The organism is Paenibacillus humicus NBRC 102415, from assembly GCF_004000905.1.
Taxonomy (GTDB): Bacteria; Bacillota; Bacilli; order Paenibacillales; family Paenibacillaceae; genus Paenibacillus_O; species Paenibacillus_O humicus.
Window position 1 is genome coordinate 28,511 of record NZ_BIMD01000004.1, and the last position, 25,336, is coordinate 53,846.

Below are 25,336 nucleotides of genomic sequence, written 5' to 3' on the forward strand. Positions count from 1 at the left end.
GCGACAACTCCCAATCAATTTCATTTTGCCGATGTTGATGGAAATCCGCTTGTTGCCAATCTGCTTTTTATCGCAATTGTCAAGCGAATAACCGTCGAAATCCAGTCGGCGCAGCGTCGATAAATCTATTGCTTTTAAGATATTTAGAGCTTGTAAAATGCAGTGTAATTCTAAAATCGATATAATGGACGAATCGGGAAAAGATCGTCCCGTTTCCTTTGCTTGGCCAAAAGCCGGTACTGGAACGGATTGCATGATGCGAGAACTGCGGATTGGAGCTAGAATGAGGGGATGAATGAAAGCGCAGTCATCAGGTCTTTGAAAATAACAGGTTCTATCTTTGGGATGACGTTATAGCAGCCAGAGGGACAAAAGGGATGTGAATGCAGTTGAAAACCTTCGATGCAGCAAGCCGCCAAAGCCGCTTCCCCCGCTGGAACACGATCCGCAACCGCGTATTCTTCTCCATCCTCTGCTTTCTGATCGCCCCCGTGCTGATCAGCATGTATCTGCTCGACAAGCCGCTGGAGCGGACGATCGAGCATAAAATCGGGGAATCCAACCAGGATGCCTTGTCTCTGGTCACCTACAACGTGAAGCTTCTGCTTGACGACATGGTCCAGGCATCGGTGGAGATGACGCTCCAGGCCGATATCCGCTCGGTTTTGAAGGATCCCGGCCAATATTCCAAATACGAAAAGCTCAGGCTGTCCGATGCCGCGTTCAAACGGGTGTTCAGCTCTTATTTCACGAACACGGACATCACCTTGATCGACCGCTACGGCGGCTGGCTGAGCACAAGCTACGTACCGGATGCCAAGCTGAGCGCCTATACCGGCTCCGACTGGTACTCTTCGCTCATGAGCCAGCCCTATCGCCAGCTCTGGATGTCCGGAGACTCCCGGATGCTGTACCTGGAGCAGAGGCCGATGGTGACGCTTGTCAAAGCGGTGTCCGACTTTCCCGAAGGCCAAAATCTCGGTTCGATCTCCTTCAGCGTGCCGGAGACGGATGTCCGCAAAATGCTGCGGGGCCTGGACGGGGCCGTCTATTTGCTGGACAAGGAGGACCGGATCGTCTCTGCCGGCGGAGGCGGCATGCAGGGGCAGCAGGCTCCGGAGGAAATCGTGATGGCCGGAATCCACTCGAGCCGCCAAGGACAAAGCATCGTCGAAAAGGACGGACGGAAGTGGATCGTCAGCCATGATACGATCGGCTTGAACGGCTGGACGACGGTCCAGATGGTGCCTTACGACAAAGTGTTCGAGGAAATCGTGACGATCCGGCGGACCAATATGCTTGTTCTTGCTGCGATATTCATCGTGTTCACGATCGTGACGCTGTCGATTTCCAACGGAATGTCCAAGCCTCTGAGGCTGCTGCGCAAGAAGATGACCGAGCTGGAAAGCAAGCAGTTCCATTCCACGATCCAGGTCGCGGGACCTCAGGAGATCGCGGCGCTCAGCCAGACGTACAACGACATGGTGAGGGAGATCAGGCATCTGCTGCAGCGGGTCAAGCAGGAATACGAGCAGAAGGAAGACATGCGCTTCCGGGCGCTCCAGTCCCAGATCAATCCCCATTTCCTGCTCAATACGCTGAACAACATCAAATGGCTTGCTTACTTGCGCAAGGACGACGAGGTCGGGGACATGCTGTCCAGCCTCGGCGGCATTCTGGAAGGAAGCATCGGGCGCGACGGCAGTCTTGCGACGCTGCGGCAGGAGCTGGATTATATCGGCAGCTACATGAACTTGATGAAAATGAGCCTGGGCGCCGTCTCTCTCGAGATCGATGTTCCGGATGAGCTGCTGGATCAGGAAGCGCTTAAAATGATGCTGCAGCCTGTCGTGGAGAACTGCCTCATGCATGGGCTGAAGGACAAGGCGTCAGGCGGCGCGATCCGGATCGAGGCCCTCCGAAAAGAGGAGCAGGTCATCGTCGCGGTAAGCGACAACGGGGCCGGCATGGCGGAAGCGAAGCTGATGGAGCTGAGGAAACGGCTGGAGGCGGACGCGCAGGAGGAGCCGTCCCGGCGGATCGGAATCAAAAATGTGCATGACCGGATCCGGCTTCAGTACGGCAAGCCCTATGGCATCAAGCTGGATAGCATGGAAGGGAACGGGACGACGGTGACGGTACTGTTGCCGGCAAGGAAAGGGAGGGAAGGACATGGCGGGGAAGCTTAAAGTGATGCTGGTCGAGGATGAGCTGCTGGTCCGGCTCGGGATCAAGTCGCTGGTCGACTGGGAGAGCCACTCCTTCGACTATATCGGCGATGCGGCCGACGGGGAGATGGCGCTGGAGCTGATGGAGCAGGGCGTGCCGGATATTCTGCTGACCGATATCGTCATGCCGCGGATGGACGGGCTCGAGCTGATCGCCAGGGTGAAGGAGAAGTACCCGGATATGATGATCATCGTGCTCAGCAGCCACGACGAATACGACTATGTGCGCCGGGCGATGAAGCTCGGCATCGAGGATTACGTGCTGAAGACTTCCATCAAGCCGTCCGTGCTGCTGGAGCTGCTGGGCGAAGCTGCGGCCAAATACGAATCCCGCCGCGGGAGCGGAGCTTCCCCGGCGCCTGCGGAACGGCGGGAGAGCCAGGCTGACCGCATGGGGCGGCAATTGCGAGGCGAGCTCCAGGAGCCCCGGCCAGCCGGGCTGGAGCTGCCGCCGCTGCCGAAAGGAATGCGGCTGCTGCATGTGCGCGTGAGGGGATTCCGCGACGAGTCGCAGCGGGATTCGGCCTTCCGCCTGCTTGACCATCTTGTCCAGTCGGAGCTGCGGGATTTCCTGGGTTCCAGCCTCTGCATGCCCAATCCGCTCGAGATGGCCGCGTTGATTCAGCCGTTGGAATCCACAGCCTATGCCATCGCAGCCGATGCCATCGCAGCCGAAGCCGCCGCGGCGCGGATCGACAGCCTGATCCGAGCTTCCGGATCGATGCTCGGCATGGAGCTCGAAGCCGGCCTGTCGCCGCCTTGCGCAGATTGGGAGGAGCTTCGAGGCTATTATGCGGAGGCGCGCAGGCATGCGGAGGAATCGCCCCCTAACGCCGCATCGCGGGAAGATATCCGCGGCCTGCTGGCGTATCTGGGGGAGAACTACGCGAAATCCTTGTCTCTGAAGGATGCCGCAGCCCGGCTGAGCATGAGCGAGGCGTACCTCAGCACCTTGTTCAAGCGCGAAACCGGAATGAATTTTACCGATTGGGTGAACCGGCTGCGGATCGAGAAGGCTTCGGAGTATTTGAAGAAGACCGATATGCCCAGTTATTTGATTTCGGAGCGGGTAGGATACGAGAACATCAACTATTTCGGAAGGATCTTCAAGAAGGTCAAGGGAATAAGCCCGCAGCAGTTCAGGGGGAAATTTAAAAAAGGCTTGAAATGAAGGCTTGAAATGACTTTATAGGGAGGCTGCCTCGAGCAGGGCCTCTCTTTTTATCTAAATAGAGTGAATATACGGCTAAAGAATGTGAAGATCGGCGGATAAAATCCATACAGGGTGAACAATTCGCGCAAATCCGTTCCTGTGAGCCTCGAATAGGCCTCGATATAATGAGGGCATAAGCCGCAAAGCCGACATTCATAAAAGGGCTTACATGAATCATGAAGGAGGGCAGGCATGATTGCAGATGCCTTGGACGGGTCCGGACACGATAGCCGTTATCTTCATCCTGTGCTGCAGCGAGCGCTTGCATTTCTGCTTGAAACCGATTTCTCGAAGGTGGAGGACGGCCGCATCGACATCGACGGCGACCGCTTCTATGCGCAGGTCATGAGTCTCCATACCGTCCCGCCGGTGGAGAGGCTTGCGGAAAAGCACGAGCGCTGCATCGACATCCATTTCCTGCTCGAAGGGGAGGAAGACATCGGCTGGAAGCCCCATGACGGCAAGGAAATCCTGCATCTTGCTTATGACGCCGAGCAGGATTGCACGCTGTACCGCGAGCTGGAGCGTGAGCGGCGCATCCGGCTTGAGCCCGGAATGTACATGATGCTGTTCCCGTCCGATATCCATCGTCCCGGGCTGGGAGGCGGGGAGCGGGCGCGCAAGGCCGTCGTCAAGATCGCTGCTGATCTGCTGCAAGCCTGATCCGCAACGGCCGGCATCATCCGCAATGACCAATTTGAAGGGGGAAATACCCATGCTCAAAAAAAGAGCGATGACCGTCCTGACCGCTGCTCTGGCTTTATCCGTGGCCGCCGGCTGTTCCGGCGCCAACTCGAATTCGAATTCCGCCGGTTCAGCCGACTCGGCCGGAGGGACATCCGGTGCCGGCAAAAAGGAAAAGGTGGAGCTTTCCCTGTGGCTGACTCCGCAATGGAAGGGAGTCATGGACGCCACGGAGGACGGCGCCGACTACGACAGCTTTTTCCTGTATGCCGCCGACAAATTCAAGAAGCAGTACGACAAGTACGACGTGAAGGTCAATGTCCAGGTCGTCGCGGGAGACCAGCGGGATGAGCTGCTGAACGTCAACCTCAACGGCGGCACTCCGCCGGATATGTTTTTTGAAAGCGTGTTCGCAATGGGCGATTATGTGCACCGTGGGGCGCTCGCTCCTCTGACCGACATCGTGGACGATGCCGCCAGAAAGGACATCGCCCAAGGCTACTGGGACAACGTCACGTTCGGCAAGGACGTCTACTTCTATCCGTTCGCCCATAACCCGGGAACGCTGGCCTACAACGCCGATATGTTCCGCGCGGCCGGCCTGGACAGCTTGGTAGGCGGGGAAAACGAGATCAAGACGTGGACGCTCAACGAATACAACCGGATTCTGGAGACGCTGAAAACGAAGCTGCCGAAGGACAAGTACCCCAATGCATACCCGATGGCGCTGTATGCTCTGAACAACCAGGGGGATACGTGGAACCTGGCTTACCTGAGAATGTTCGGCAACAAGTTCTTCGATGACAAGAACAATCTCGCCGTGGACGATGCCGACGGAATCAAGGCGGCCGAATGGCTGAAGAAGGTGTACGATTCCGGCTATTCCAACCCCGGCGCCGAATCCGTCTCCTCCAACGATGCCAACGCGATGTTCCAGAACCAGCAGCTCGGCATCAGCTTCACCAACGCCGTCCTGTACAACAATGCCAAGGCGGACATGAAGGCGGGCAAATCTCCTTCCTTCGACATGCGCCTGGCGAATATTCCATCCGCAAGCGGCAAGCCGCTGGCCTTCACGTATGTCGTCGGCACGGCGCTGTTCAACACGGGCGACAAGGCCCGAATGGAAGCGTCCAAGGACTTCATCAAGTTCTTCTCCACCGATCCGGAGCTGGTGAAGGCATCCAAGAACAGCATTCCGGTGCGCAGCTCGGTCGCTTCCGAATTCGCCTCCCAATTTCCGCTGTTTACCGCCTATGACGCCAACGCCGCCAACATGTTCTCCTTCACCGGCAATGTCGCCGGCTACAGCGAGCTGAGGCAGGTGCTGTATCCGGAGCTGCAGGCGATGTACACGGGAGAGAAGACCCCGGCGCAGGCGATCAAGGATTATCAGTCCAAAGGAAACGCCGTTCTGCAGAAAGCCAGAGAAAGCTCGGTCATCAAGCCCTAAGCCGATCGCGAGGAAGCGAGCGCGCCATCCGGCATCCGGGATGTCCCGCCTGCGGGCGGGAGTTCCGGCCAAGGGAGAAAGGTAAGCAGCCATGATACGGTACAATCGCAATGTCAAAGAAGGCCTGACCGGATATTTGTTCATCGCCCCGCAGTTCCTGCTGTTCCTGATCTTCGTCGTCTATCCGATCGTCGAAGGCTTGCGCCTCAGCCTGTACAAGGTCCAATACCGGACGGAAACGTTCGTCGGATTCGACAATTACGCCGCTCTGTTCGGCGACCCCGTCTTTTTCAAGGCGGTCTGGAACACAGTCATTTTCGTCGTCGCCATCGTTTTGCTGACGGTCGCCTTTTCCTTCTTCGTCGGCTCCGCCGTCTTCGACAAAAACGCCAAGTATGTCTCGTTCATCCGGGGGAGCTATTACATTCCCGTCATGGTGTCCATGGTCGTCATGAGCATGGTGTGGAGCTTCCTGCTGAATCCGGCCAACGGCCTCATCTCGTATATGGCCCGGGAGATGGAAATGAGCACGGTGAATCTGCTCGGCAACAAAAGCACGGTGCTGCCGGTCGTCATCTTCGTCACCTTCGCCACGAACGTCGGGCAGGCGATCATCCTGTACATCGCCGCGATGATCGGCGTCCCGAAGGATCTGTTCGAGGCCGCGGAAGTAGACGGGGCGGGCCGCCTGCATGTCATCTGCCATATTCTCCTGCCGCTCGTGAAGCCCACCACCATCTACATCACCATCATCAACATCATCGCCGTGCTGAAAATCTTCGTGGTCATCCAGCTGCTTACGGGCGGCGGACCGAACAACGCTTCCGTGACCTTGATGTACTACCTCTACAACAACGCCTTCAAGTACAACCAGCTCGGCGTTGCCTCCGCGGTAGGCGTCATCATGTTCCTGCTGACGCTGTTGTTGTCCGTGCCCCAGCTCAAAGCCATGTTCAACGATAAGTGAGGGTTGGCTATGCGGCAAGAAAAAGCAAAGAAACGGGAATCATTCGATATCGCCAGCAACACGGTCGTGCTTCTCTTCGCCCTGCTGAATCTGTTCCCGCTGTACTGGCTGTTCAGCAGCTCGGTCAAGAACAGCTCCGATGTCATCAAGATGCCGCCGGACTGGTGGCCGCGCACGTTTACCTGGTCCAACTACGCCGATGTGTTCACCAATCAGCCGGCTCTGCGCTGGACGCTGAACAGCTTGTACGTGGCCGGATTGTCGACGGCGCTGCTCATCGTCACGAGCTCCATGGCGGCCTACGCCTTTTCCAAGCTTCGGTTCAAGGGGCGCAGCGTCTTCTTTATCGTCTTCATCTCCAGCCTGATGATTCCGAAGGAAGTGATGATCGTGCCTCTGTTCCGGATCTCCCAGGATCTGGGTCTCGTCAACAGCGTGTACGGCATGATCTGGCCCAACGTGGCGACGGCTTTCGGCGTCTTCCTTCTCAAAGGATTTTTCGACACGGCGCCGGATGCGCTGAGGGAAGCGGCAAGGATTGACGGGGCCGGAGAAGTCAGAACATTCTTGCAAATCATGCTGCCGATCGTCAAGCCCGGCATCGGAGCGCTGTTCATCCTGAACTTCGTTCAGGTATGGAACGACTATCTGTGGCAGCTGGTCATCGGCCAGAACAAGGAGAGCAAAACGCTTATGGTCGGAATCGCGACGCTGATGCAGGATCTCAATCCGAACTTCGCCTACAAGATGGCGGGCGCCACGGTCGCCGCGATCCCGATGCTGCTTATCTTCATCCTGTTCCAACGATACTTCACCCGCGGAATCTCGATTGGAGCGGTGAAGGAATGAGGCTGTTCGCCGCTCTCGACGTGGGAGGAACCGACATCAAGTTCGCCGTCCTGGACGGCTCGGCGGACATCGTTTTCGACGGCCGCGCCGCCACGCCGCAGGGACGGGCGAACATCGCCATACCGGAAGCGGCTGCTTCCATCATGGAATCGCTGCTGGCCAGGCATCCCGGCATAGCGGGAATCGGGGTCAGCACCGCGGGAGTCGTCGATCCCGGCAGCGGGGAGATTCTCTACGCCGGAGGGACGATTCCAGAGTACCGGGGCACGAATTGGAAAAGCGCTCTCGGCCGCCGGTTCGGCCTCCCGGTCTCGGTCATGAACGATGTCAACGCCGCCGCGCTGGGCGAATGGTGGAAGGGCGCGGCGCGCGGCTGCCCGCATTTTGCCTGCATCACGCTCGGCACCGGCATCGGCGGCGCGCTGTTCACAGAAGGAGCCGTCATGGCCGGGCCTCGCTTCCGAGCCGGAGAAATCGGCCATTCGCTCTATGACAAGGATGCCGGCACGACGTACGAGCAGCGGGCGTCGACTTCGGCTCTGCTGAACCGCGCGGCTGCGCAATGGCCCGGCTTCAAAGGCTCCGGCCCGGAGCTGTTCGCAGCCGCCCGATCCGGCGACGCCGCATGCGGAGCGCTGATCGACGAATGGGCCGCAGAGGTGGCGCGCGGAATCGCGGAACTGATGCTGCTGTTCGACCCGCTCAAGGTGCTGATCGGCGGCGGCGTGTCTGCCCAAGGCGAAGAGTTGCTGTGGAGAATCGGCCCTCATGTGCGGAGCTGCCTGCCTGCCGGGTTCGCTCCCGCCGAGCTGGCCGTCGCCGAGCTTGGCAACAGGGCGGCGCTGTATGGAGCCGTTCATGCTTACTATACGAAAGAGACGGAGATGATCTAGATGAGGAAAAGCAATGTGTCAAAGTTCCAAGGGATGTATGTCGCCTTGTACTCGGCTTATGACGAAGCGGGCGCCGTAAGTCCCGGGCGCGCGGCCAAGCTGGCTCGCTATTATGTCGGCAAAGGCCTTGCCGGCCTCTATGTCGGCGGCAGCTCGGGAGAAGGAATTCTCCAGAGCGTCGAGGAGCGCAAGGCGATGCTGGAGGCGGTTCTGGAGGAAGTGCGCGGCGAGCTCAAAATCATCGTGCATGTAGGAGCCAATTCCACGGCGGACAGCGTGGAGCTGTCCCGTCATGCCGAAGCCTGCGGCGCCGATGCGATTTCGGCGGTGCCGTCGATCTACTACCGGCTGTCCGAAGCCGCGGTGGAGAACCATTGGCAGCAGATGATCGATGCGGCCTCGCTGCCGTTCATCATCTACAACATTCCGCAGACGACCGGCTTCAGCTTGTCCGCTTCCCTATGCGCCAAGCTGGCCAAGCAGGACAAGGTCATCGGCGTCAAGATGTCCGGAGAGAGCACTTATGGACTGCAGCAGCTGAAGGCGGCGGGCGGGGAAGACTTCCTCGTTTTCAACGGTCCCGACGAGCAGTTCCTGGCCGGCCGGATGATGGGGGCGGACGGCGGCATCGGCGGCACCTACGGCGTCATGCCGGAGCTCTTCGCAGCGCTCTGCAAGCTCGCGGACGAAGGAAGGATGAAGGAGGCGCAGGCGCTTCAAGTCCGAATCAACTCGGTCATCTCGCAGCTGCTGAATTATCCGTCCCTGTACGGTGCCTGCAAGGCGATTCTGTCGCTGCGCGGCATCGAGACGGGCTCGCCGCGGCTGCCACTCCTGCCGGTAAGCGCTGCAGACGGCGATTCCTTGAAGGCTCTCAATCGGGACATCGAGGCGGCCGTCGCCGAGTACGCGGCATTTCCGGGGAAATACTGATATGCTGGAGCGGATCAGAGGCGGTCTGGTCGTCTCCTGCCAAGCGTTGGAGCTGGAGCCGCTGCACAGCCCGTTCATCATGGCCAAGATGGCGCTGGCGGCGGAGCAGGGTGGAGCGGCAGGCATCCGGGCGAATACCAAGCCCGATATTCTCGCCATCAAAAGCGAGGTCGGCCTGCCGGTCATCGGCATCGTGAAGCGCGACTATGCGGGCAGCGATGTGTTCATTACGGCTACGAGGCGGGAGATCGACGAGCTGCTGGAATCAGGCTGCGAGATGATCGCGCTGGATGCCACGTCGCGCCCGCGTCCGGGCGGCGAGACGCTGAGCGGACTGGTCGGTTACTGCCGCAGCGTCAACTCTTCCGTGCAGCTGATGGCCGACATCTCGACGCTGGAGGAGGCGGCCGAGGCACAGCGGCTCGGCTTCGACTGCGTGTCCACGACTCTGCACGGCTACACGCCTGGCACTTCGGGACGGCATCTGTACGATGACGACTTCCGGTTTCTGCGTGATGTCGTAGAGACAGCCGCGATTCCGGTCGTCGCCGAGGGCAATGTGCTGACGCCGGAAATGTTCAGCCGCTGCCTGGAGCTCGGGGCGGCAGCGGTCGTCGTAGGAGGGGCCATTACGCGGCCGAAGGGAATTACGGAGCGTTTTCTCTCGGCAGCGGGCGGCAAGGCTAGCATGCAGCTGAAATAGGCAAAGCCGGTCCCGATTGGGGACCGGCTTTTTTGCATGTTGAGGATTTTTGTTTCAAAGACTCTAAGGGTTTTGATTTTTGATAGGGACAATAGCGCCGCCATCAATTAATGATCCGATTTGTAAATCAATTTGATCGAGTTGGGATCCGATCCCTGGAGGTATATTTCATGAACGCCACAGGTGTTTTTAATATGGATTTCAAATTCGCCGCTAGAGTGGGGCCATTTAATGAGGCTCCCCTTTATTGTTAGAACTAATTTATTTTCATGGCAGGTCTTGCTGTATCCGCTATAATTTAAGGCACTATCCATGAATGTTCCCTTCAACAAAATCGTTTCCTCTTCAATTCGGGTACTGGTTATTGCGATGGAATTAGGATTCATTACATTTGTGAGCATGAAATAGGCTGCTGTCAATCCTAGTATGACAACGATCAGGGTCGTTAGCAGCAGAATTTTACCTCTCATTTGATCCTCCTGAGCCTCGCATTAATAAACTTGAATTTGCTTGATGCATGGAGCGAGAACTATCGCGTTGCTAGATTCAGAATACCATTTCTTCTAAATAATGCCATAGCTAATGAACAAAGATTGCGGATGAAGATGGAACTTTGACAGCATTCGCCTGCTGTCGAGAGAGTGATTGAAATCTGTCATCTTGCCAAGCCGGGTGCAGCGAGCTATCAGCCGCATCCTTTTCAACGATGGCTTATGCCGGAAAGAATCTGCCTCCAGTAGACATCGTTGTCATGGAAGAGATCGGCGACCTGAGGAATATGCAGGGCGCATACATGGGGAATCCGCCAGCCAAGCTCCTCGATTCCGGCCGCCGGTCCATGTTGCACGTAGAGAATGTTGAACTTGCCTCGGACCATTTTGCTCAGCACCTGCTGATGCTCGTACAGCTCCGGGTAACTTCCTTCCGTCCGGATGAACAGCATCCTTTCGGCTGTGCCGATTTTATGCAGCATTCTTTCGGTGCGCCGCTTCATCTTGGCCCTGAACTCCGGATAAGGAAGCAGGGCGTACGGCGTATCCGGATGGATCGCAGGAAAGTCGTGATTGGAGACGATTCCATAAGCTTGATCCTTGACGAGATAACAGCCGGCATTGGGGTCGATCCCGACAATGCTCATGTTTTCGAGCTCCATGAAGTGGGCGAAGCGTTCCTGCAAAGCTCTCGATACGCCGGACAGATGAGGCGAGCCCATCCAATCGATCGGACCGGAGTAAAGCCGAAGGCCCGAACGGGTCATCTGCACGCCTGGCAAGCAGTTGTGGCCAAGGCTGTAGATCGCGTCATACGATCCTCCCAGGTCGGATAATGTAAGCACTTTCCATCCCTCCCGTTTTTCCCTCTCGTATAGTAAATGCAAGACCGATAGAGCCGGGCCGGGCAAGCTGTCGGGGAAGGGGGAAATATGCTTTTGTCCCGGAGACTCTTTCCCTAGGCCTGATTCGCCGAATATAGTAGAGTGAAGCGGTTATGAACCGGCAAGATGTCGCCTGAGCGCGTGTGGAGGAGTTGTTCATTCGATAAGGCTGCCTATCATTCATCGGGAGAATGGAGTGCACAAGGATTCGTCTGATCGAATACCAGAAAGCGGGAGCAGACAACGCAGATATGCGAAGCGCAATCGACTGGATTCGGCATGGAGGTTTCGAATGAATGCAATAACCAAGTCTGCTTATCCTGCCCGGACAAAAGGCATCGCCCTGGCTTTGGCTGGGGCTTCCCTCTGGCGAATATCGGGTACGATGGCGCAATATTTGTTCCAGAAGCAAGGCTTCGAGGTGGAATGGCTTACCGTCGTCCGGATGCTGACAGCCGGCTTGATCATGCTGGGAATCGCGTATCGTAAAAATCGGGGGCAGGTGTGGGGGATATGGAAGACCGGGAAGGATGCGGCATCCATCATCCTGTTCGGAATTCTGGGCATGCTTGCCGTCCAATATACATTTTTCGCGTCCATCCATCACGGCAACGCGGCGACGGCAACGGTGATCCAGTATACCGCTCCGGTGCTGATCCTATGCTTCTCGGCCATCAGAGCCAGAAGGTTTCCGGGGCGGGTTCTGCAAGCAGGAGTTCTCCTTGCCATGGGCGGAACCTTCCTCCTCGTAACGGGAGGAAACGTGACGAGCCTGTCCGTATCCGCTCCTGCGATAGGGTGGGGACTGGCTTCCGCTGTCGCGCTGGCCTTTTATACGCTGCAGCCGGGCCGCCTGCTGCTGAGCTGGGGCTCGCTGATCGTCGTCGGGTGGGGCATGGTGATCGGGGGAGGCTGCCTCGCTTTTTATCATCCCCCTTGGGAATTTCAAGGAAGCTGGTCGGCATCATCGTTCGCAGCACTTGTTGTCGTCATCCTGTTCGGAACGATATTCGCCTTCATCTGGTATTTGGAGAGCACCAAATATATTTCCGCTTCGGAGACCAGTTTGTTCGCCTGCATCGAGCCGCTCACCGCAACGGCCATCTCGGTCATCTGGCTTGGCGTTCATTTCGGCCTCTGGGAGTGGGCGGGCACGCTCTGCGTCGTGGGCACTGTGACGCTGATGTCTCTCGTCAAGCAGGCTCCGTCGTGAGGCAAACAGAAAAAGCAGGCACCTGAGAAAAGGTGCCTGCTTTTTTTGTTTGCCTGCGGTTCAGCGGAGAGCGGCGGCAGCATCGTTCCGTTGGAGGCTGCCTGTCGATTCCCGGTAGACGGGATCGGTTTTGACATGCGTGACCATAAAAGGCTTCGCCGGGTTGTGGATCCGGGAGAGCAGCATTTCCGCCGTGACGAACCCCATGTCGGTGTTGTAGATGTGGACTGTCGTCAGCTGGGGCTCGACGATCCTCGATTCCTGGGCGTCGTCGAATCCGACGACGAGCACATCCTCTGGAATGCGGATGTTTTTGTTCTTGAGCGCGCGGAGCAGGCCGACGGCAATGAAATCGTTGGCGCATACGAATGCGGAAGGCAGACGCTCCATCCGGTCCAACTGATCCTCGATCCAGCGGGCTTCGCCGAAATGCCGGTCGTTCTCCACGATGCATGCCGAACGGTCCAGTGGAAGACCGGCATCGGCCAACGCCCGATTGAAGCCGGTCCATCGCTCGTTGAAGCTCTTGCAATGGTTATAATCCCCGACGAAGCCGAGGCGGCTGTGGCCCGAGGCGATCAGCCTGCTCGCGATGGAGTAGACGCTGTGCTCGTTCTCCATCAGGATGACGTCCGCTTGAAGCTCGGAGAACAGGATCTCCGAAGAGGCATCGATGAAAATAACCGGAATGCCGAGGGAGCAGATCATCTCGCTGTAAGCTTTGTCGAACATTTCGATGCAGACGATTCCGTCGGCTTTGCCCGGCTCGAAGTTGTTGGGAAGGGTGAGGGAAGCCGTATCGGAGTCCCTCACAATATGAAACGAGAGATTGAATCCCTCGGCGCTGATCTTCTTCTCCAATCCGCTCAGCAGAAGGGAGCCGAAATGGGAATTGGTCGGCATATTGGCCGTGAAAAGCGCGATGTTGCCTGATTTTCGGGCAAAAGCATCCGTATCCACGAAAGCGAACTGCTTGTACTTGAGTTCAGCCGCTTTTTTGACGATTTTGTTGCGCGTCGCTTCGGGAATGCTTTCGTTGCCGTTCAGAGCCTTGGAGGCGGTATTGCGGGATACGCCAACCGCGTCCGCTATATCCTGAATGGTCACTTTGTCTTTTGGCATGTCCGCCGATTCACCTCGAATGAGTCAATATCCCCGTCTATCCTGATTTCAATCCTGGAAGCTGTCCTGGTTACATTCAATTTATCGTCGATTGACCAAAATGTCAAGTGATACATTACAAATGTACAATAATTACATGAATTTTGAGCCGTTTTATTCCGTTACATATGGTGCTGTTTGCTTTACATTTGATGATTATTTTATATGGAGATGGGAGTGGGAAAAAGGATGAGACGGATAGGAAGAAGCTTGAAAACGGTTGAGACAGCCCTTTTTGGCCAGATTCTAGATCATTTTTGGAATTTTGCACTGTTTTGCTTCCGAAATTTTTTACAAAAACAGTTGACATTATCGACAGTTAATTGCTAAATTGTAAGAGTAAAATCAAATGAAAGCCTTTACATATTTGTGCAAATGTAAAGAAGATGAATGGGGGTCAACAATTGGATTTAGTACCGAATGGATATGAAGAAGCTGTCGTGCCGAGCAGGCAAGGGAGAATGAACCGAGCCATGTCATCCATCAAGCAAAATCATTTCCTTTATTGGCTCATGGCGCCCGCCTTTATCCTAACGGTCATCTTCAAGTACATTCCCATGTACGGGGTGATCATTGCTTTCAAGGATTTCAGCTATAGCAAGGGAATATGGGGGAGCGATTGGGTGGGCTTCAAGTACTTCGAGAAATTTTTGAATGCCCCGAACTTCGAAGCCATTTTCATGAACACGCTCAAGCTCAGCCTGTACGGACTGGCGTTCGGCTTTCCGGTTCCGATCATCCTTGCTCTAATGCTGAACCAGCTGCGGAGGCAAGGCGTGAAGAAGAACGTGCAGCTGATGCTTTACGCCCCCAACTTCATCTCTGTCGTTGTCATCGTCGGGATGGTCTTCATCTTCCTGTCCCCGACAGGACCGATCAACAAGCTGATCCTTCTATTCACCGGCCACCCGGTCAACTTCATGTCCGATCCCGGTTATTTCCGTACGGTCTATATCGTGTCCGGAATCTGGCAGGCGGCGGGATGGTCTTCCATCATTTATGTGGCTGCCTTGGCCGGAGTAGACCCGGAGCTGCACAACGCAGCCACGATCGACGGAGCCAACCTGCTGCAGAGAATACGCAGCATCGATCTGCCCACGATCAAGCCGGTCATGGCGATCGTGTTCATTCTCTCTGCGGGAGGAATCATGGCCATCGGCTTTGAAAAGGCGTTCCTGATGCAGACGGCTCTCAATCTTCCCACATCGGAAATTCTGCCTACCTATGTGTACAAGGTCGGCTTGAAATCAGGCGATTACTCCTACTCCGCCGCCATCGGCTTGTTCAACTCCATCATCAACGTCATCCTGCTGATCTTGGTTAACTTTGTCGTGAAGAAGCTCAACGAAGGAGAAGGCCTCTACTAAATAAGAAAGGAGCTGCCCTATGAATATCAAGCCGACCGCCATGGACCGGTTCATTCTTGCCGTCAATCGCCTGCTCTTGGCTTGCATCGTCCTTGTCGTCCTTGTTCCGCTCATCTATGTGGCCGTCGCCTCCTTCATGGAACCGACCGCCCTCTTGAACAAGGGCATATCGTTTCATTTGAAGGATTACAGCGTCGAGGGCTACAAGCTGATTCTCTCCAATAAAGCCATGGTGCGCGGCTTCCTCAACGCTCTGTTCTATTCAGGCGCGTTCGCGCTGATCACAGTGGCGGTATCGGTATGCGCGGGGTTCCCGCTGTCGATCGACAGCTTTGCCGGCCGCAAGTTTTTCATGACGGCGTTTGTGTTTACGATGTTTTTCGGGGGAGGGCTCATCCCGACCTTCCTCGTCATCAAGCAGCTCGGCATGCTCGACACGGTATGGGCGATCCTCATTCCCGGCGCCGTCAACGTGTGGAACATCATTCTGGCGAGAACTTTCTTCAAGGGGATACCAAGGGAGCTGAGCGAGGCGGCCAAGGTCGACGGAGCCTCGGAACTGACCATCTTCCTGAACATCGTCCTGCCGCTGTCCAAGCCGATCATGTTCGTTCTGGCCTTGTACGCCTTCGTCGGCCAGTGGAACTCCTTTTTCGACGCTATGATCTATCTGGAGAATACCAAGCTGTATCCGCTGCAGCTCGTGCTGCGTTCGATTCTGATCCAGAATCAGGTCAGCCCCGAGATGCTGACGGACCGCGCCCAGGCAGCGGAGCTCAAGCGCCTGTCCGAAATCATCAAGTATGCTTCCATCGTCATTTCCAGCCTTCCGCTGCTGATCATGTATCCCTTTTTCCAGAAATACTTCGAGAAGGGCGTCATGGTAGGATCTTTGAAGTAAGGAGGGCGGCAGTCTGGGCACTGTCTATAAGATCAACCATCATAGGAGGGGTATCAAATGAAAAAAATGAAAAAAACGGCGGTCTGCTTTTCCGGCGCGGCACTGCTGCTCGCCGCAGCCGGATGCAGCGGAAACGACGCAGGACCGGATGGATCGGGAGATTCCGCCACGACCTTGAAGTTCATGACCCAGAGCTCCGTGCTCGCTCCGGAAAATCCCAACGACAAGCTCATCTTCAAGCGGCTGGAGGAAAAGACGGGCATCCATATCAAGTGGACCAACTATACAAGCGACGTCTTCGCCGAGAAGCGGAATCTGGCGCTGGCGACAGGCGACCTTCCCGACGCGATTTTCGATGCGGGTCTGGGCGACTACGAGCTGCTGAAGCTGGCCAAGGACGGCACGATCATCCCGCTCGACGATCTCGTTAAGCAGATGCCGAACCTGAACGCGGTGCTGGAGAAGGCTCCCCAGTACAAGGCGATGATGACGGCTCCGGACGGGCATATCTACTCTCTTCCCTGGATCGAAGAGCTGGGATCGGGCAAGGAAAGCATCCATTCCGTCAACAACATTCCTTGGATCAACATAGCTTGGCTCGACAAGCTGGGACTTCAAATGCCGACAACGACCGAAGAGCTGAAGCAGGTGCTCATCGCCTTCAAGACGAAGGATCCCAACGGCAATGGGAAGGCCGACGAGATTCCGCTTTCCTTCATCAACTCCGATGGGGGCAATGAGGATCTCGCGTTTCTGTTCGGATCGTTCGGGGGAGGAATCAACTGGGACTATACGCTCGTGAGCGACGAAGGCAAGATCAGCTTCGGTCCCGCGGAAGAAGGCTTCAAGAAAGCCGTCGACTATATCCATGAGCTGTATGCTGCCGGAGTCATTGACAACGAGTTCGTCACTCAAGATTGGAACACGTATATCGCCAAGGGCAAGGAAGATGTCTATGGCCTATACTTCACTTGGGACAAGGCCAACGTGACCGGCATGGACAGCAAGTTCGAGCCGATGCCGGCTCTGGCCGGCCCGGACGGCACGAAGAACGTTACCCGCACGAACGGCATGGGATTCGATCGGGGCCGCATGGTCGTCACGAAGGCGAACAAGAATCTGGAGGCGACGGCCAAGTGGATGGACCAGCTGTACGATCCGCTGCAGTCGGTTCAGGACAACTGGGGAACGTACGGCGACGACAAGCAGCAGAACATCTTTGAATTCGACGAAGCCAATAAAATGCTCAAGCATCTGCCGCTGAACGGTGCGGCTCCAGGGGAGCTGAGAGGGAAGACAAGCGTAGGCGGACCGCTGGCGATTCTAGATTCGTATTACGGCACCGTCACGACGAAGCCGGATGACGCGGCATGGAGACTGGACATCCTCAAGAAGATTTACGTGCCGGACATGAAGGCCAAGAACATCTATCCGAAAGTGTTCTACTCGATGGAGGATCTCGACCGTCTGTCCGCCATCGAGGCCGATTTGAAGCCCTATGTGCTGCGGATGCGCACGGAATGGATCCAGAACGGCAAGGCCGATCAGGAATGGGCTTCCTATCTCAAGGAGCTCGACCGGCTTGGTCTGCAGGACTGGCTGAGAATCAAGCAGGAAGGCTATGACCGCAACGCGGCCGCGGGCTGAAGCCGAACGGCTGCAGCTTCAGGACTTCAGCAGCAGGACAGCACTCATGACATTTGAATGGCATAAAAGGAGAGTTACGATGAACCCTATATCCAACACGGCTTTTCGACCCGAATACCATTTCACTCCGCCAGCCGGCTGGATGAACGATCCGAACGGAATGGTCTATTATCGCGGCGCCTATCATCTGTTCTACCAGCATCATCCCCGCGGTACGACCTGGGGTCCGATGCACTGGGGCCATGCGGTCAGCAAGGATCTGATCCGGTGGGAGCATCGTCCTATCGCGCTGGCTCCCGACGAGCACGGCATGATCTTTTCCGGCAGCGCCGTTGTCGACCGATATGATACATCGGGCTTCTTTGGCGGCGGGGAGGGGCTCGTCGCGATCTTCACGCATCATGACGAGCATCCGGTCACGGGTGCAGCCAGGCAGAGACAGAGCCTGGCGTACAGCTTGGACGAGGGAGCGACATGGATCAAGTACGCTGGCAATCCCGTCCTTTCCCATGAAAGCCATGCCGATTTTCGGGATCCGAAAGTATTCCGGCATGAAGGCTGCTGGATCATGATTCTCGCCTCCGGTCAAACGGTGACGATCTACCGCTCGGTTAACCTCATCGATTGGACGTTTGCGAGCGAGTTCGGCCAAGGAATCGGCTCCCACGACGGTGTCTGGGAATGTCCGGACTTGTTCCCGCTTGCTGTGGACGGCGATCCGCAGAAGCGCGTCTGGGCGATGCTCGTCAGCATCGGCAACGATCCCGGCATCGTGGAGGGATCGCGGATCCAGTATTTCATGGGCTCCTTCGACGGGTTCGCGTTCACGCCCGATGAAGCATCGAATACCGTTCGCTGGCTGGATCACGGCCGGGACAATTATGCGGCGGTCACGTGGTCCGGCATTCCGGAGACGGATGGCCGTACGGTCTGCATCGGCTGGATGAGCAATTGGCGTTATGCCAACCAGACGCCGACCGAAGGCTGGAGGAGCGCCATGACGATTCCCCGAGAGCTCGCGCTTGACTACTCGGAAGGCGACGCCGTCCTCGTGCAGCGGCCGGTCCGTGAGCTGGAGTCGGCGCGGCAGCCGCTGCTGTCTCTTCTGGAGCCGGAATGGAAGGAAGCCCAGAGCAAGCTGAGCGGATTCGGGCTGGACAGCTTCGAGATGGTGGCCGAGTTCGAGGCGGAAGCCGGCGCCGGAGAGTACGGCATCAGCATAAGGATGTCGGCGGAGGAAGAGACGCGAGTAGGTTTCAGTCCGCAGAGCGGGGAATTGTTCGTGGATCGGACACGATCCGGAGTGGGCGATTTCCATGTCGATTTTGCTGGCAGGCACGCCATGGCGGCGAAGGCGGACGGTGGACGGATGAAGCTTCGTATTCTCGTGGACCGATCTTCGGTCGAAGTGTTCGCATGCGGCGGACGGGCCGTCATGACCGAGCTGATCTTCCCGGATCCCGAGTCGCTGGGACTCATCCTGTTCGGCAGCGAAGATCGGGTCAAGCTTCTTTCGCTCGAGCTGTACAGACTGGCGCTGGGCAGTTGAAGGAGGCGGACAGGCATGAGAATCGGAGCGATTGAAGCAGGAGGAACCAAGTTTGTGTGCGGCATCGGCAATGAGGACGGAGATATCCTGGACAGCATCAGCTTCCCGACGGGGGATCCCGAGCGGACCGTGGAACAGGCGATGGCTTATTTCCGCAGCCGGGATGCGGAGGCGATCGGGATCGGCTCGTTCGGGCCGATCGGCGTCCATCCGGACCGGCCAGATTACGGGTTCGTGACCGCGACGCCCAAGACAGGGTGGTCCGGGTTCGATTTCCTGGGGACGATGAAGCGGGAGTTCGGGGTTCCGATCGGCTGGGATACGGATGTCAACGCAGCGGCGCTTGGCGAAGCATCTTGGGGAGCGGCTTCAGGTCTGGGCAGCTGCGTATATATTACGGTCGGAACCGGTATCGGAGTCGGCGTTTATTACGAAGGCAGGCTGGTTCACGGGCTGCTTCATCCTGAAGGAGGACATGTGCTGACGCGCAGGCATCCCAAGGACGGGTTCCGCGGCATCTGTCCCTTCCATGGCGACTGCCTGGAGGGGATGGCTGCCGGCCCGGCACTGGAAGCCCGCTGGCAGGTCAAGGGGAGTGTGCTTCCGTCAGAGCACGAGGCATGGACATTCGAGGCGTTCTATCTCGGCCAGGCAGTCGCGAACGTGATTTTGATGCTGTCGCCAGCGAAGGTCATTCTTGGAGGAGGCGTCATGCAGCAGCCGCAGCTGCTGCCGATGATCAGGGAAGAGGTCCGCCGCAATCTGAACGGATACGTAAAGGCGGACGAGCTTGCGGAAGGTCTGGACGCGTATGTCGTGCTTCCAGGGCTTGACGGCCGTTCGGGATTAAGCGGGGCGCTGGCGCTCGGGTTGAGGGCTTGGAGGGACAGCCAAGGCTGACGTGACGAATAGACAGCGAAGACAACCGAACGACGAGAGTAAACATGGTTGGCTGAAGCCGTCTTTGACGGAAATAGGTGCAAGGAATAGCAGGCTTTCAATTTTAAAAACGAAAGGCCAGCCGGTAATTTCCGGCTGGCCTTTCTGTTGGCTTAGTGAGGCTGCCGCAAAGGAACCTTCTTTCCATTTCGCATGGTCAGAGCCCCAGCTTATGTCCCTTCTCCAGCCGGACGATCTGCTTCCCGCCGTTGTCGGCGAGTCGCGGAACTGCAGGATGGTGTCGCGCATCTTGGGCAGAGCCTCCTGCTTGTAGGCGCTGATGGAATCGAGAGCCGACAGCATCTCGGTGAACGCCTGCTTCAGCGTATCCACGGAGATGCGGCCTCCATCAATACGCCGGATAGATGAGGCGAGCCCATCCAATCGATCGGACCGGAATAAAGCCGTTTTTGGGGCATGATCCGCCGAATATCGTCCGACTGGCAGGCTAGTCCGCTATTGCGGCGGAGACCGCCGTCGCCTGCGCAATCGGAACACGCGGAAGGCAACGTTCGGTCAGGCTGATGAGGAGCGTTTTCGCATCAGGCATACGTTTCGTTCCGGCTTTCCGTTCGACGCCGCTAAGGCTTACGACTCGACCGGCGTTATTTTCAAGGAAGCTTTGCCGTTGTTCAGCGTCAGCACGCCCTCGTAATATCCTCTGCCGCAGCCGGTCGTATCGCATTTGCACTCGTAATCGCCGGAACACCCGCAGACGTAGAATTGAGTTTCGTTGAAGCCGGGGTAGATATGCGATAAGTTCTGGTAGAACGTATGCGAGTGATGGGTGAAGATCGCCAGCACTTTGTCTCTGACGTTGGCCGGGATAGCGTGGAAAAAATGGGCTGTCTCCTGCGCGTCCAGCACATGCGAAGGATCGACGGTGATGCCGTTTACTTTCAGCGGCCAGTGACAATCGATGATGTAGTAGAAATTCGGATCGAGCTTGGTCAGCAGATCGATGCTCGCGAAGCTGAATTTTCCCGGAGCGTTGTCGAGCCAGACGTACTTGACCTTGCCCTGCGTGCCGGGAAAATCCATCTTGCCCATCACGTCGCCAAGGTATTGTTTGAACTGGGCGCGCGTGTTGTCCTCCCAGTTGCCGATCGACGCTTTGAACGGAATGTGCTTGGGGCCAAGAATGCCCGTCGCGACGTTCTTGAACGCCTTGTAGTCCGTCGTGGCTTGCGTTCCGGTCGATCCGTGCTTGTTGTCGCCGCCAAAAATGCAGAAGCTCTTGCGGCCGGACTTCACCGCTTGCTGAAGCAGACGCTTATAAATGCTCAGGCTGTTCCCAAAACCGACATGGCTGTCGCCCATGACGAGGAAGTTGACGGTTTGGACGGCATTCAGGCGCCTTTTTTTGAGTGGGCAGGCGGTTATTTTGCGTTTCGCAACGCGCTGGACGGGTTTAACGCTTTGGATTCGCTTGGACGGTTTGGCGTTTTTGACGCGTTTGGCGGTTTTGGCGGCGGGAGAAGCGACACCGGATTTCTTGTAGAAGCGATTAAGCCGCAGCTTCAGCTTGAATCATCCTTTCATAGACCGGAATGGACTATATATATTCTCGCCCCGCCGGCATTGGAAGACGGAGGCGGCCCAATTCGTGCCGGATCTGTCTCGTCAGGCAGACCCCATGACGAAACGAACAAAAGCAGGCACCTATATATGTACAGGTGCCTGCTTTTGGGTGTGCTCGTTGTTCGAAGGGAGACCGCAGCGGCATCGTTCCGCTGGAGGTCAAAGCCCCAGCTTATGCCCCTTCTCCAGCCGGACGATCTGCTTCTCGCCGTTGTCGGCGAGCTCGCGGAACTGCAGGATGGTGTCGCGCATCTTGGGCAGAGCCTCCTGCTTGTAGGCGCTGATGGAATCGAGAGCCGACAGCATCTCGGTGAACGCCTGCTTCAGCGTATCCACGGAGATGCTGGCCTCCAGAGACTGCTTGTGGATCGCGGCTCCCTGCGTATTGAGCATCCGGGAGGTAGAGGAGATGATGTCGTTGGTCGTCTGGTTGAGCAGCTCGATCTTCTTGAGCACGATCTTCTGGTTGTAGAGCGCCGAAGCGACGATGACGGAGATTTTGAGCGCCGAGATCGTGACGTTCTTGGCTCTGTCGACGCCCCGGATCAATTCCTTGTTGTTGCGGATGACGACCTCGATTGCCATGATGCCCTGCTGGTTGACGACGAGCATCTGCTGCAGGTCCATCACGCGCTGGCGCATCGGGAACAGCACCTCTTCGGTAATGAAGCGAACCTTCTCGGGATCCTCGCCGCGGATTTTGGCGGCCTCGATCTGGGCTTCGATCGATTCGTCCATGAGCCCGCCGAGCTGGATTTCCTTCTGGAGCTTCTTGGTCAGCTCCCGAAGGGCCTGCTGCTCGATCTCCAGCGTCGTGTTGTCGTTCTTCAGCGTCGACCGGCCCTTGTCGAGAGAGACGACGATATCGGAGATGACGGCGTCGGCCTTCTGGAATTTCAGGAAGTACGCCCGCAGCGGATTGAACAGCTTGCCGAGGAAGCCGCTCTTGGCAAAGTCGACAGCGCTCGGGTCGAGATCCTTGAGCTGCGTATGCAGCTCGGACAGTCCCTTGGCGACTTGGCCGCCTTCGTCTCCCGTCCTGGAGAGATTGCCGACCGATACCTGGAGCAGCGAGTTTTTGTCCGAGGAAGCCTTCATCGTTTTCATGCCGAAGCCGTCGATCGTCTGGAGTATCTCCCTGCGTTTGTCCAGCGATTCCGTGTCCAGCTCCATGATGGCGGCGACGTTGGCGTCCGCCAGCTCCTTGAGCTTGCGGATCTCCTCCGGCACGGGCTTGACTTCTTCTTCTACCGCCGCCTTGATCTCTTCCGGGCTGGCTACCTCAAGCGAAAATGTCATGGTCATCCTCCTCCGAGTTACATCTGGACATTGAACAGATTGCCGATCTTGTAGACGACATCATCCGTATCCGCATTGATGCTGGCGGCCTCGTTGATGCTCGATATGCTTTGCAGCGCCTTGATGTTGGCATTGTAGCCGATCGTATAGATCGGGACCTTGTAGATTTCGACGAGCTCCTTGATGTCCTTGAGCGTATGGCCCTCATTCGTCTCGCCGTCGCTGAGCACGAAGATGAGCGGTTTGACGCCGGGGTTGGCCGCCATCTCGTCCTGCAGCATCTTGAGCGCGACGATGATGCCGTCGAAGGTGGCGGTGCCGCCTCCGGCCTGCAAGCCTTCCACCGCGCCGACGAACATGGACTGCTGGTTCGTGTCGTACTTCTTGATCGGAAGGTTGACCGTGACCGAGCTGGAGTAGGAGACGAGGCCGATGCTGTTGTCCTTGCCGAGGTATTTCTGGCCCTTGAGCAGCGATTCCTTGAGCTGGTTCAGCGGCGCGCCGTCCATGCTGCCCGATACGTCGGCGACGAACACGGCCGCGATCGGCTTGCTGCCGTTCTTCTTCTCTTTCCATACCTTCTGGGCGGAGCCGAGCAGGCTGCCGTCGACCGAAGGGAGCTCCGACTTGTAGTCCTGCAGGCCGTTGAAGCCTTTGTCCGCCGCGGCCTTCTGGTAGTTGTCCTGGGCGGTGAATTCGGCGAATTTCTTGATGATGTCGAGCTTCTCCCGGGGGAGCTCGCCCAGGGCGTACAGCGGGCTGTCATGCCGCGCTCCGAATGGCGTGAACACGTATCCGCTCTTCAAGTCGGCCGCATTGACGTATGTCTGGTATTCCAATACGAATCCGTCCAGCATGCCCGACTTGGCCGCATCGCGCATCTGGATCGTCGTCGACGCGGTGAACGGAATGTTGGCCTGGAACTTCTCGAAGCCTTGGACCGCTTTGTCGCTGAGAATATTGGCGCTGTCGAACGTGCTCAGCGCCGTGACGAGAAAGTTGAGTCCGGTGGAGCTTGCGAACGGATCCGTGTAGCCCATGGAAAATTCGTTGTTCGCGATCGCTTCCGTCACCGTTTTGACGTTGACCGAGCCGTATGTATCCACGAGGGCATCATACTTGGCTTTGGCGATGACGATGCCGGGAACGTTGCCGGTGAGCCGCTTCGAGATCAGCTCCGTCTTGACTCCGGCCGCTTTGACCATCTCGCCCCACAGCTCGTTGGACGGGGTGAACGCATCGGGGATATATTTGCCGGACTTAATGTAATCGGCTGCCGTGCCGGAAGCGATGTTGCGGATCTTGACCGATGCCGGCTTGCCGTCCACGACGATGCCGGCCTTGTTGAACTCGGCTGCGGTTTCTGTCAGCCAGCCGTCCACGCCGGTTCCCGATTTTTCGGTCGACGAGAAGATTTCGACGAATTGATCCGTGGAATTATTGACCGTGACCGGAAACTTGGAGATGTCCGGCAGCGATTCGGCAATGTCCGCAGGGTTCAGGTCGATCTGTCCTTTGACCGGGGTTTCCGTCGCGACCGACAGATCGCCGTACAGCTTGTTCAGACGTTTGCCCGCATCCTCGGCCGATACCTGGGCTTTGCTCTTGCCCAGGTTGGAGGTCAGGGATATGCCCGCGTAGACGCCCGCGAACACAAGCACGACAATGACGGCGGATAGAAGGAAAAACCTGCTTTTCTTCGGCATTCTGCACCTCTTACTGTTTGTAGAATTTGGTCTGCTTGATGAGGGAATCCAGCTCCTGCATGCCCGGCATCGCATCGATGTCATCGGGATCGATGCCGTCGAGGCGGGAGATTTCGAGGAGCAGCCGGTCGAGCTTCATCAGCAGCTCCTCGTTGGCGGACAGGGAGCTTTTGACGAAGGCAAGGTGGTCGTTGTACATGGCCGCCTTCTCCTGGATGAGCTCGCTGGAGAAGGAGCTTCTCTTGCGGCCCGACATGCTGGAGAACTCCGCCTCGTCGAACACATGCAGCCGGTTCAGCAGGCTGCGCACGTTGAGATAGAACAGCTTCTCCGCCTCTTCGGTTACGGAGGCGAACTTCTTGAAGCTCAGCTCGCCGCGGTCGAAGCGCTGCTCCAGCACATTTTCCAGCGCGAGCTTTTTTTTCTTCAGCCGGGCGATCTGCTCCAGCGCCGTCGATATCGTTCTCAAGCGCCTTGACGCGCCTGTATGGAGACAGCGCTTCCGCGTAATCGTCATAGGATTTGATCTGCTTGACGGGCAGAGCGGCAGGCTCCCGGAATACGATCGCATAGCTTCCGTAGAACAGCGCCAGCGCGCTTGCCAGCAGCAGGCTGACGCCGGAGGCGGTCTCCAGCGCGCTGCCGCCGATCTCGACGTTCAGCAGTCCGGGCGAC

The 25,336-nt window shown here is 57.1% G+C and carries 22 protein-coding genes and 1 pseudogene; 15 read left to right on the forward strand and 8 right to left on the reverse strand.

The genetic code is table 11. The annotated features are described in order from the left end of the window. Positions 1–389 precede the first annotated feature (389 nt). The 9 genes from PHU01S_RS04230 to PHU01S_RS04270 all read left to right on the forward strand — a co-directional run bounded on the left by PHU01S_RS04230 (position 390) and on the right by PHU01S_RS04270 (position 9,923). On the forward strand, positions 390–2,189 hold the full coding sequence (locus PHU01S_RS04230; RefSeq protein WP_246029142.1) for a sensor histidine kinase: 1,800 nt from the start codon (positions 390–392) through the stop codon (positions 2,187–2,189). After that, entirely contained in the window at positions 2,173–3,399 is a 1,227-nt protein-coding gene (locus PHU01S_RS04235; protein ID WP_127506328.1) for a response regulator transcription factor, read from the forward strand. Before PHU01S_RS04230 ends, PHU01S_RS04235 begins: the two co-directional genes overlap by 17 nt. A 234-nt stretch (positions 3,400–3,633) precedes the next feature. Next, entirely contained in the window at positions 3,634–4,104 is a 471-nt protein-coding gene (locus PHU01S_RS04240; RefSeq protein WP_049867791.1) for a NanQ anomerase/TabA/YiaL family protein, read from the forward strand. 52 nt (positions 4,105–4,156) lie between these two features. Further along, complete coding sequence (locus tag PHU01S_RS04245; protein ID WP_127506330.1) at positions 4,157–5,578, forward strand: ABC transporter substrate-binding protein; 1,422 nt, start codon at positions 4,157–4,159, stop codon at positions 5,576–5,578. 91 nt (positions 5,579–5,669) lie between these two features. Then, entirely contained in the window at positions 5,670–6,545 is an 876-nt protein-coding gene (locus tag PHU01S_RS04250; protein WP_127506332.1) for a carbohydrate ABC transporter permease, read from the forward strand. Positions 6,546–6,554: 9 nt separating this feature from the next. Next, positions 6,555–7,394: a carbohydrate ABC transporter permease gene (locus PHU01S_RS04255; RefSeq protein WP_048743772.1), complete on the forward strand. Its 840-nt coding sequence runs from the start codon at positions 6,555–6,557 to the stop codon at positions 7,392–7,394. After that, the gene (locus tag PHU01S_RS04260; protein ID WP_127506334.1) at positions 7,391–8,287 is read left to right on the forward strand and encodes an ROK family protein; all 897 of its coding nucleotides are present in this window, start codon (positions 7,391–7,393) and stop codon (positions 8,285–8,287) included. The genes PHU01S_RS04255 and PHU01S_RS04260 overlap by 4 nt, the downstream gene beginning before the upstream one ends. A 15-nt stretch (positions 8,288–8,302) precedes the next feature. Then, on the forward strand, positions 8,303–9,220 hold the full coding sequence (locus tag PHU01S_RS04265) for a dihydrodipicolinate synthase family protein (RefSeq protein WP_246029143.1): 918 nt from the start codon (positions 8,303–8,305) through the stop codon (positions 9,218–9,220). Position 9,221: 1 nt separating this feature from the next. Further along, on the forward strand, positions 9,222–9,923 hold the full coding sequence (locus tag PHU01S_RS04270) for an N-acetylmannosamine-6-phosphate 2-epimerase (RefSeq protein ID WP_127506336.1): 702 nt from the start codon (positions 9,222–9,224) through the stop codon (positions 9,921–9,923). Positions 9,924–10,030: 107 nt separating this feature from the next. Here the strand turns inward: PHU01S_RS04270 and PHU01S_RS04275 are convergent, their stop codons facing one another. Continuing rightward, the gene (locus PHU01S_RS04275; RefSeq protein ID WP_049867787.1) at positions 10,031–10,393 is read right to left on the reverse strand and encodes a hypothetical protein; all 363 of its coding nucleotides are present in this window, start codon (positions 10,391–10,393) and stop codon (positions 10,031–10,033) included. A 230-nt stretch (positions 10,394–10,623) separates the two neighbouring features. Then, complete coding sequence (locus PHU01S_RS04280) at positions 10,624–11,259, reverse strand: DUF1796 family putative cysteine peptidase (protein ID WP_127506338.1); 636 nt, start codon at positions 11,257–11,259, stop codon at positions 10,624–10,626. 331 nt (positions 11,260–11,590) lie between these two features. On the opposite strand from PHU01S_RS04280, the gene PHU01S_RS04285 reads away from it, so the two are divergent. Further along, entirely contained in the window at positions 11,591–12,511 is a 921-nt protein-coding gene (locus PHU01S_RS04285) for a DMT family transporter (protein ID WP_127506340.1), read from the forward strand. Positions 12,512–12,571: 60 nt separating this feature from the next. Here PHU01S_RS04285 and PHU01S_RS04290 read toward each other — a convergent pair whose 3' ends face one another. After that, positions 12,572–13,633, reverse strand: a complete 1,062-nt coding sequence (locus tag PHU01S_RS04290) for a LacI family DNA-binding transcriptional regulator (RefSeq protein ID WP_127506342.1) — start codon at positions 13,631–13,633, stop codon at positions 12,572–12,574. A gap of 500 nt (positions 13,634–14,133) precedes the next feature. On the opposite strand from PHU01S_RS04290, the gene PHU01S_RS04295 reads away from it, so the two are divergent. The 5 genes from PHU01S_RS04295 to PHU01S_RS04315 all read left to right on the forward strand — a co-directional run bounded on the left by PHU01S_RS04295 (position 14,134) and on the right by PHU01S_RS04315 (position 20,036). After that, a complete protein-coding gene (locus PHU01S_RS04295) occupies positions 14,134–15,039 on the forward strand; it encodes an ABC transporter permease (protein ID WP_049867784.1) in 906 nt (301 codons plus the stop codon). Positions 15,040–15,058: 19 nt separating this feature from the next. Then, the gene (locus tag PHU01S_RS04300; RefSeq protein ID WP_049867783.1) at positions 15,059–15,940 is read left to right on the forward strand and encodes a carbohydrate ABC transporter permease; all 882 of its coding nucleotides are present in this window, start codon (positions 15,059–15,061) and stop codon (positions 15,938–15,940) included. Positions 15,941–15,997: 57 nt separating this feature from the next. After that, positions 15,998–17,587: an ABC transporter substrate-binding protein gene (locus PHU01S_RS04305; RefSeq protein ID WP_127506344.1), complete on the forward strand. Its 1,590-nt coding sequence runs from the start codon at positions 15,998–16,000 to the stop codon at positions 17,585–17,587. 79 nt (positions 17,588–17,666) lie between these two features. After that, entirely contained in the window at positions 17,667–19,136 is a 1,470-nt protein-coding gene (locus tag PHU01S_RS04310) for a glycoside hydrolase family 32 protein (protein WP_127506346.1), read from the forward strand. A 15-nt stretch (positions 19,137–19,151) separates the two neighbouring features. After that, a complete protein-coding gene (locus PHU01S_RS04315) occupies positions 19,152–20,036 on the forward strand; it encodes an ROK family protein (protein ID WP_049867780.1) in 885 nt (294 codons plus the stop codon). Positions 20,037–20,232: 196 nt separating this feature from the next. Here the strand turns inward: PHU01S_RS04315 and PHU01S_RS04320 are convergent. The 5 genes and pseudogenes from PHU01S_RS04320 to PHU01S_RS26575 form a co-directional block, all read right to left on the reverse strand. Then, positions 20,233–20,414: pseudogene (locus PHU01S_RS04320) on the reverse strand (toxic anion resistance protein); the annotation flags it as partial. A gap of 249 nt (positions 20,415–20,663) precedes the next feature. Continuing rightward, positions 20,664–21,395 (reverse strand): metallophosphoesterase, encoded by a 732-nt coding sequence (locus PHU01S_RS04325; RefSeq protein ID WP_246029144.1) that lies wholly within the window; start codon positions 21,393–21,395, stop codon positions 20,664–20,666. A gap of 420 nt (positions 21,396–21,815) precedes the next feature. After that, the gene (locus tag PHU01S_RS04330) at positions 21,816–22,955 is read right to left on the reverse strand and encodes a toxic anion resistance protein (RefSeq protein WP_127506350.1); all 1,140 of its coding nucleotides are present in this window, start codon (positions 22,953–22,955) and stop codon (positions 21,816–21,818) included. Positions 22,956–22,972: 17 nt separating this feature from the next. After that, positions 22,973–24,661, reverse strand: a complete 1,689-nt coding sequence (locus PHU01S_RS04335; protein ID WP_048743785.1) for a vWA domain-containing protein — start codon at positions 24,659–24,661, stop codon at positions 22,973–22,975. Between the two features lie 10 nt (positions 24,662–24,671). Continuing rightward, positions 24,672–25,130 (reverse strand): hypothetical protein, encoded by a 459-nt coding sequence (locus tag PHU01S_RS26575; RefSeq protein ID WP_246029145.1) that lies wholly within the window; start codon positions 25,128–25,130, stop codon positions 24,672–24,674. Positions 25,131–25,336: the final 206 nt, after the last annotated feature.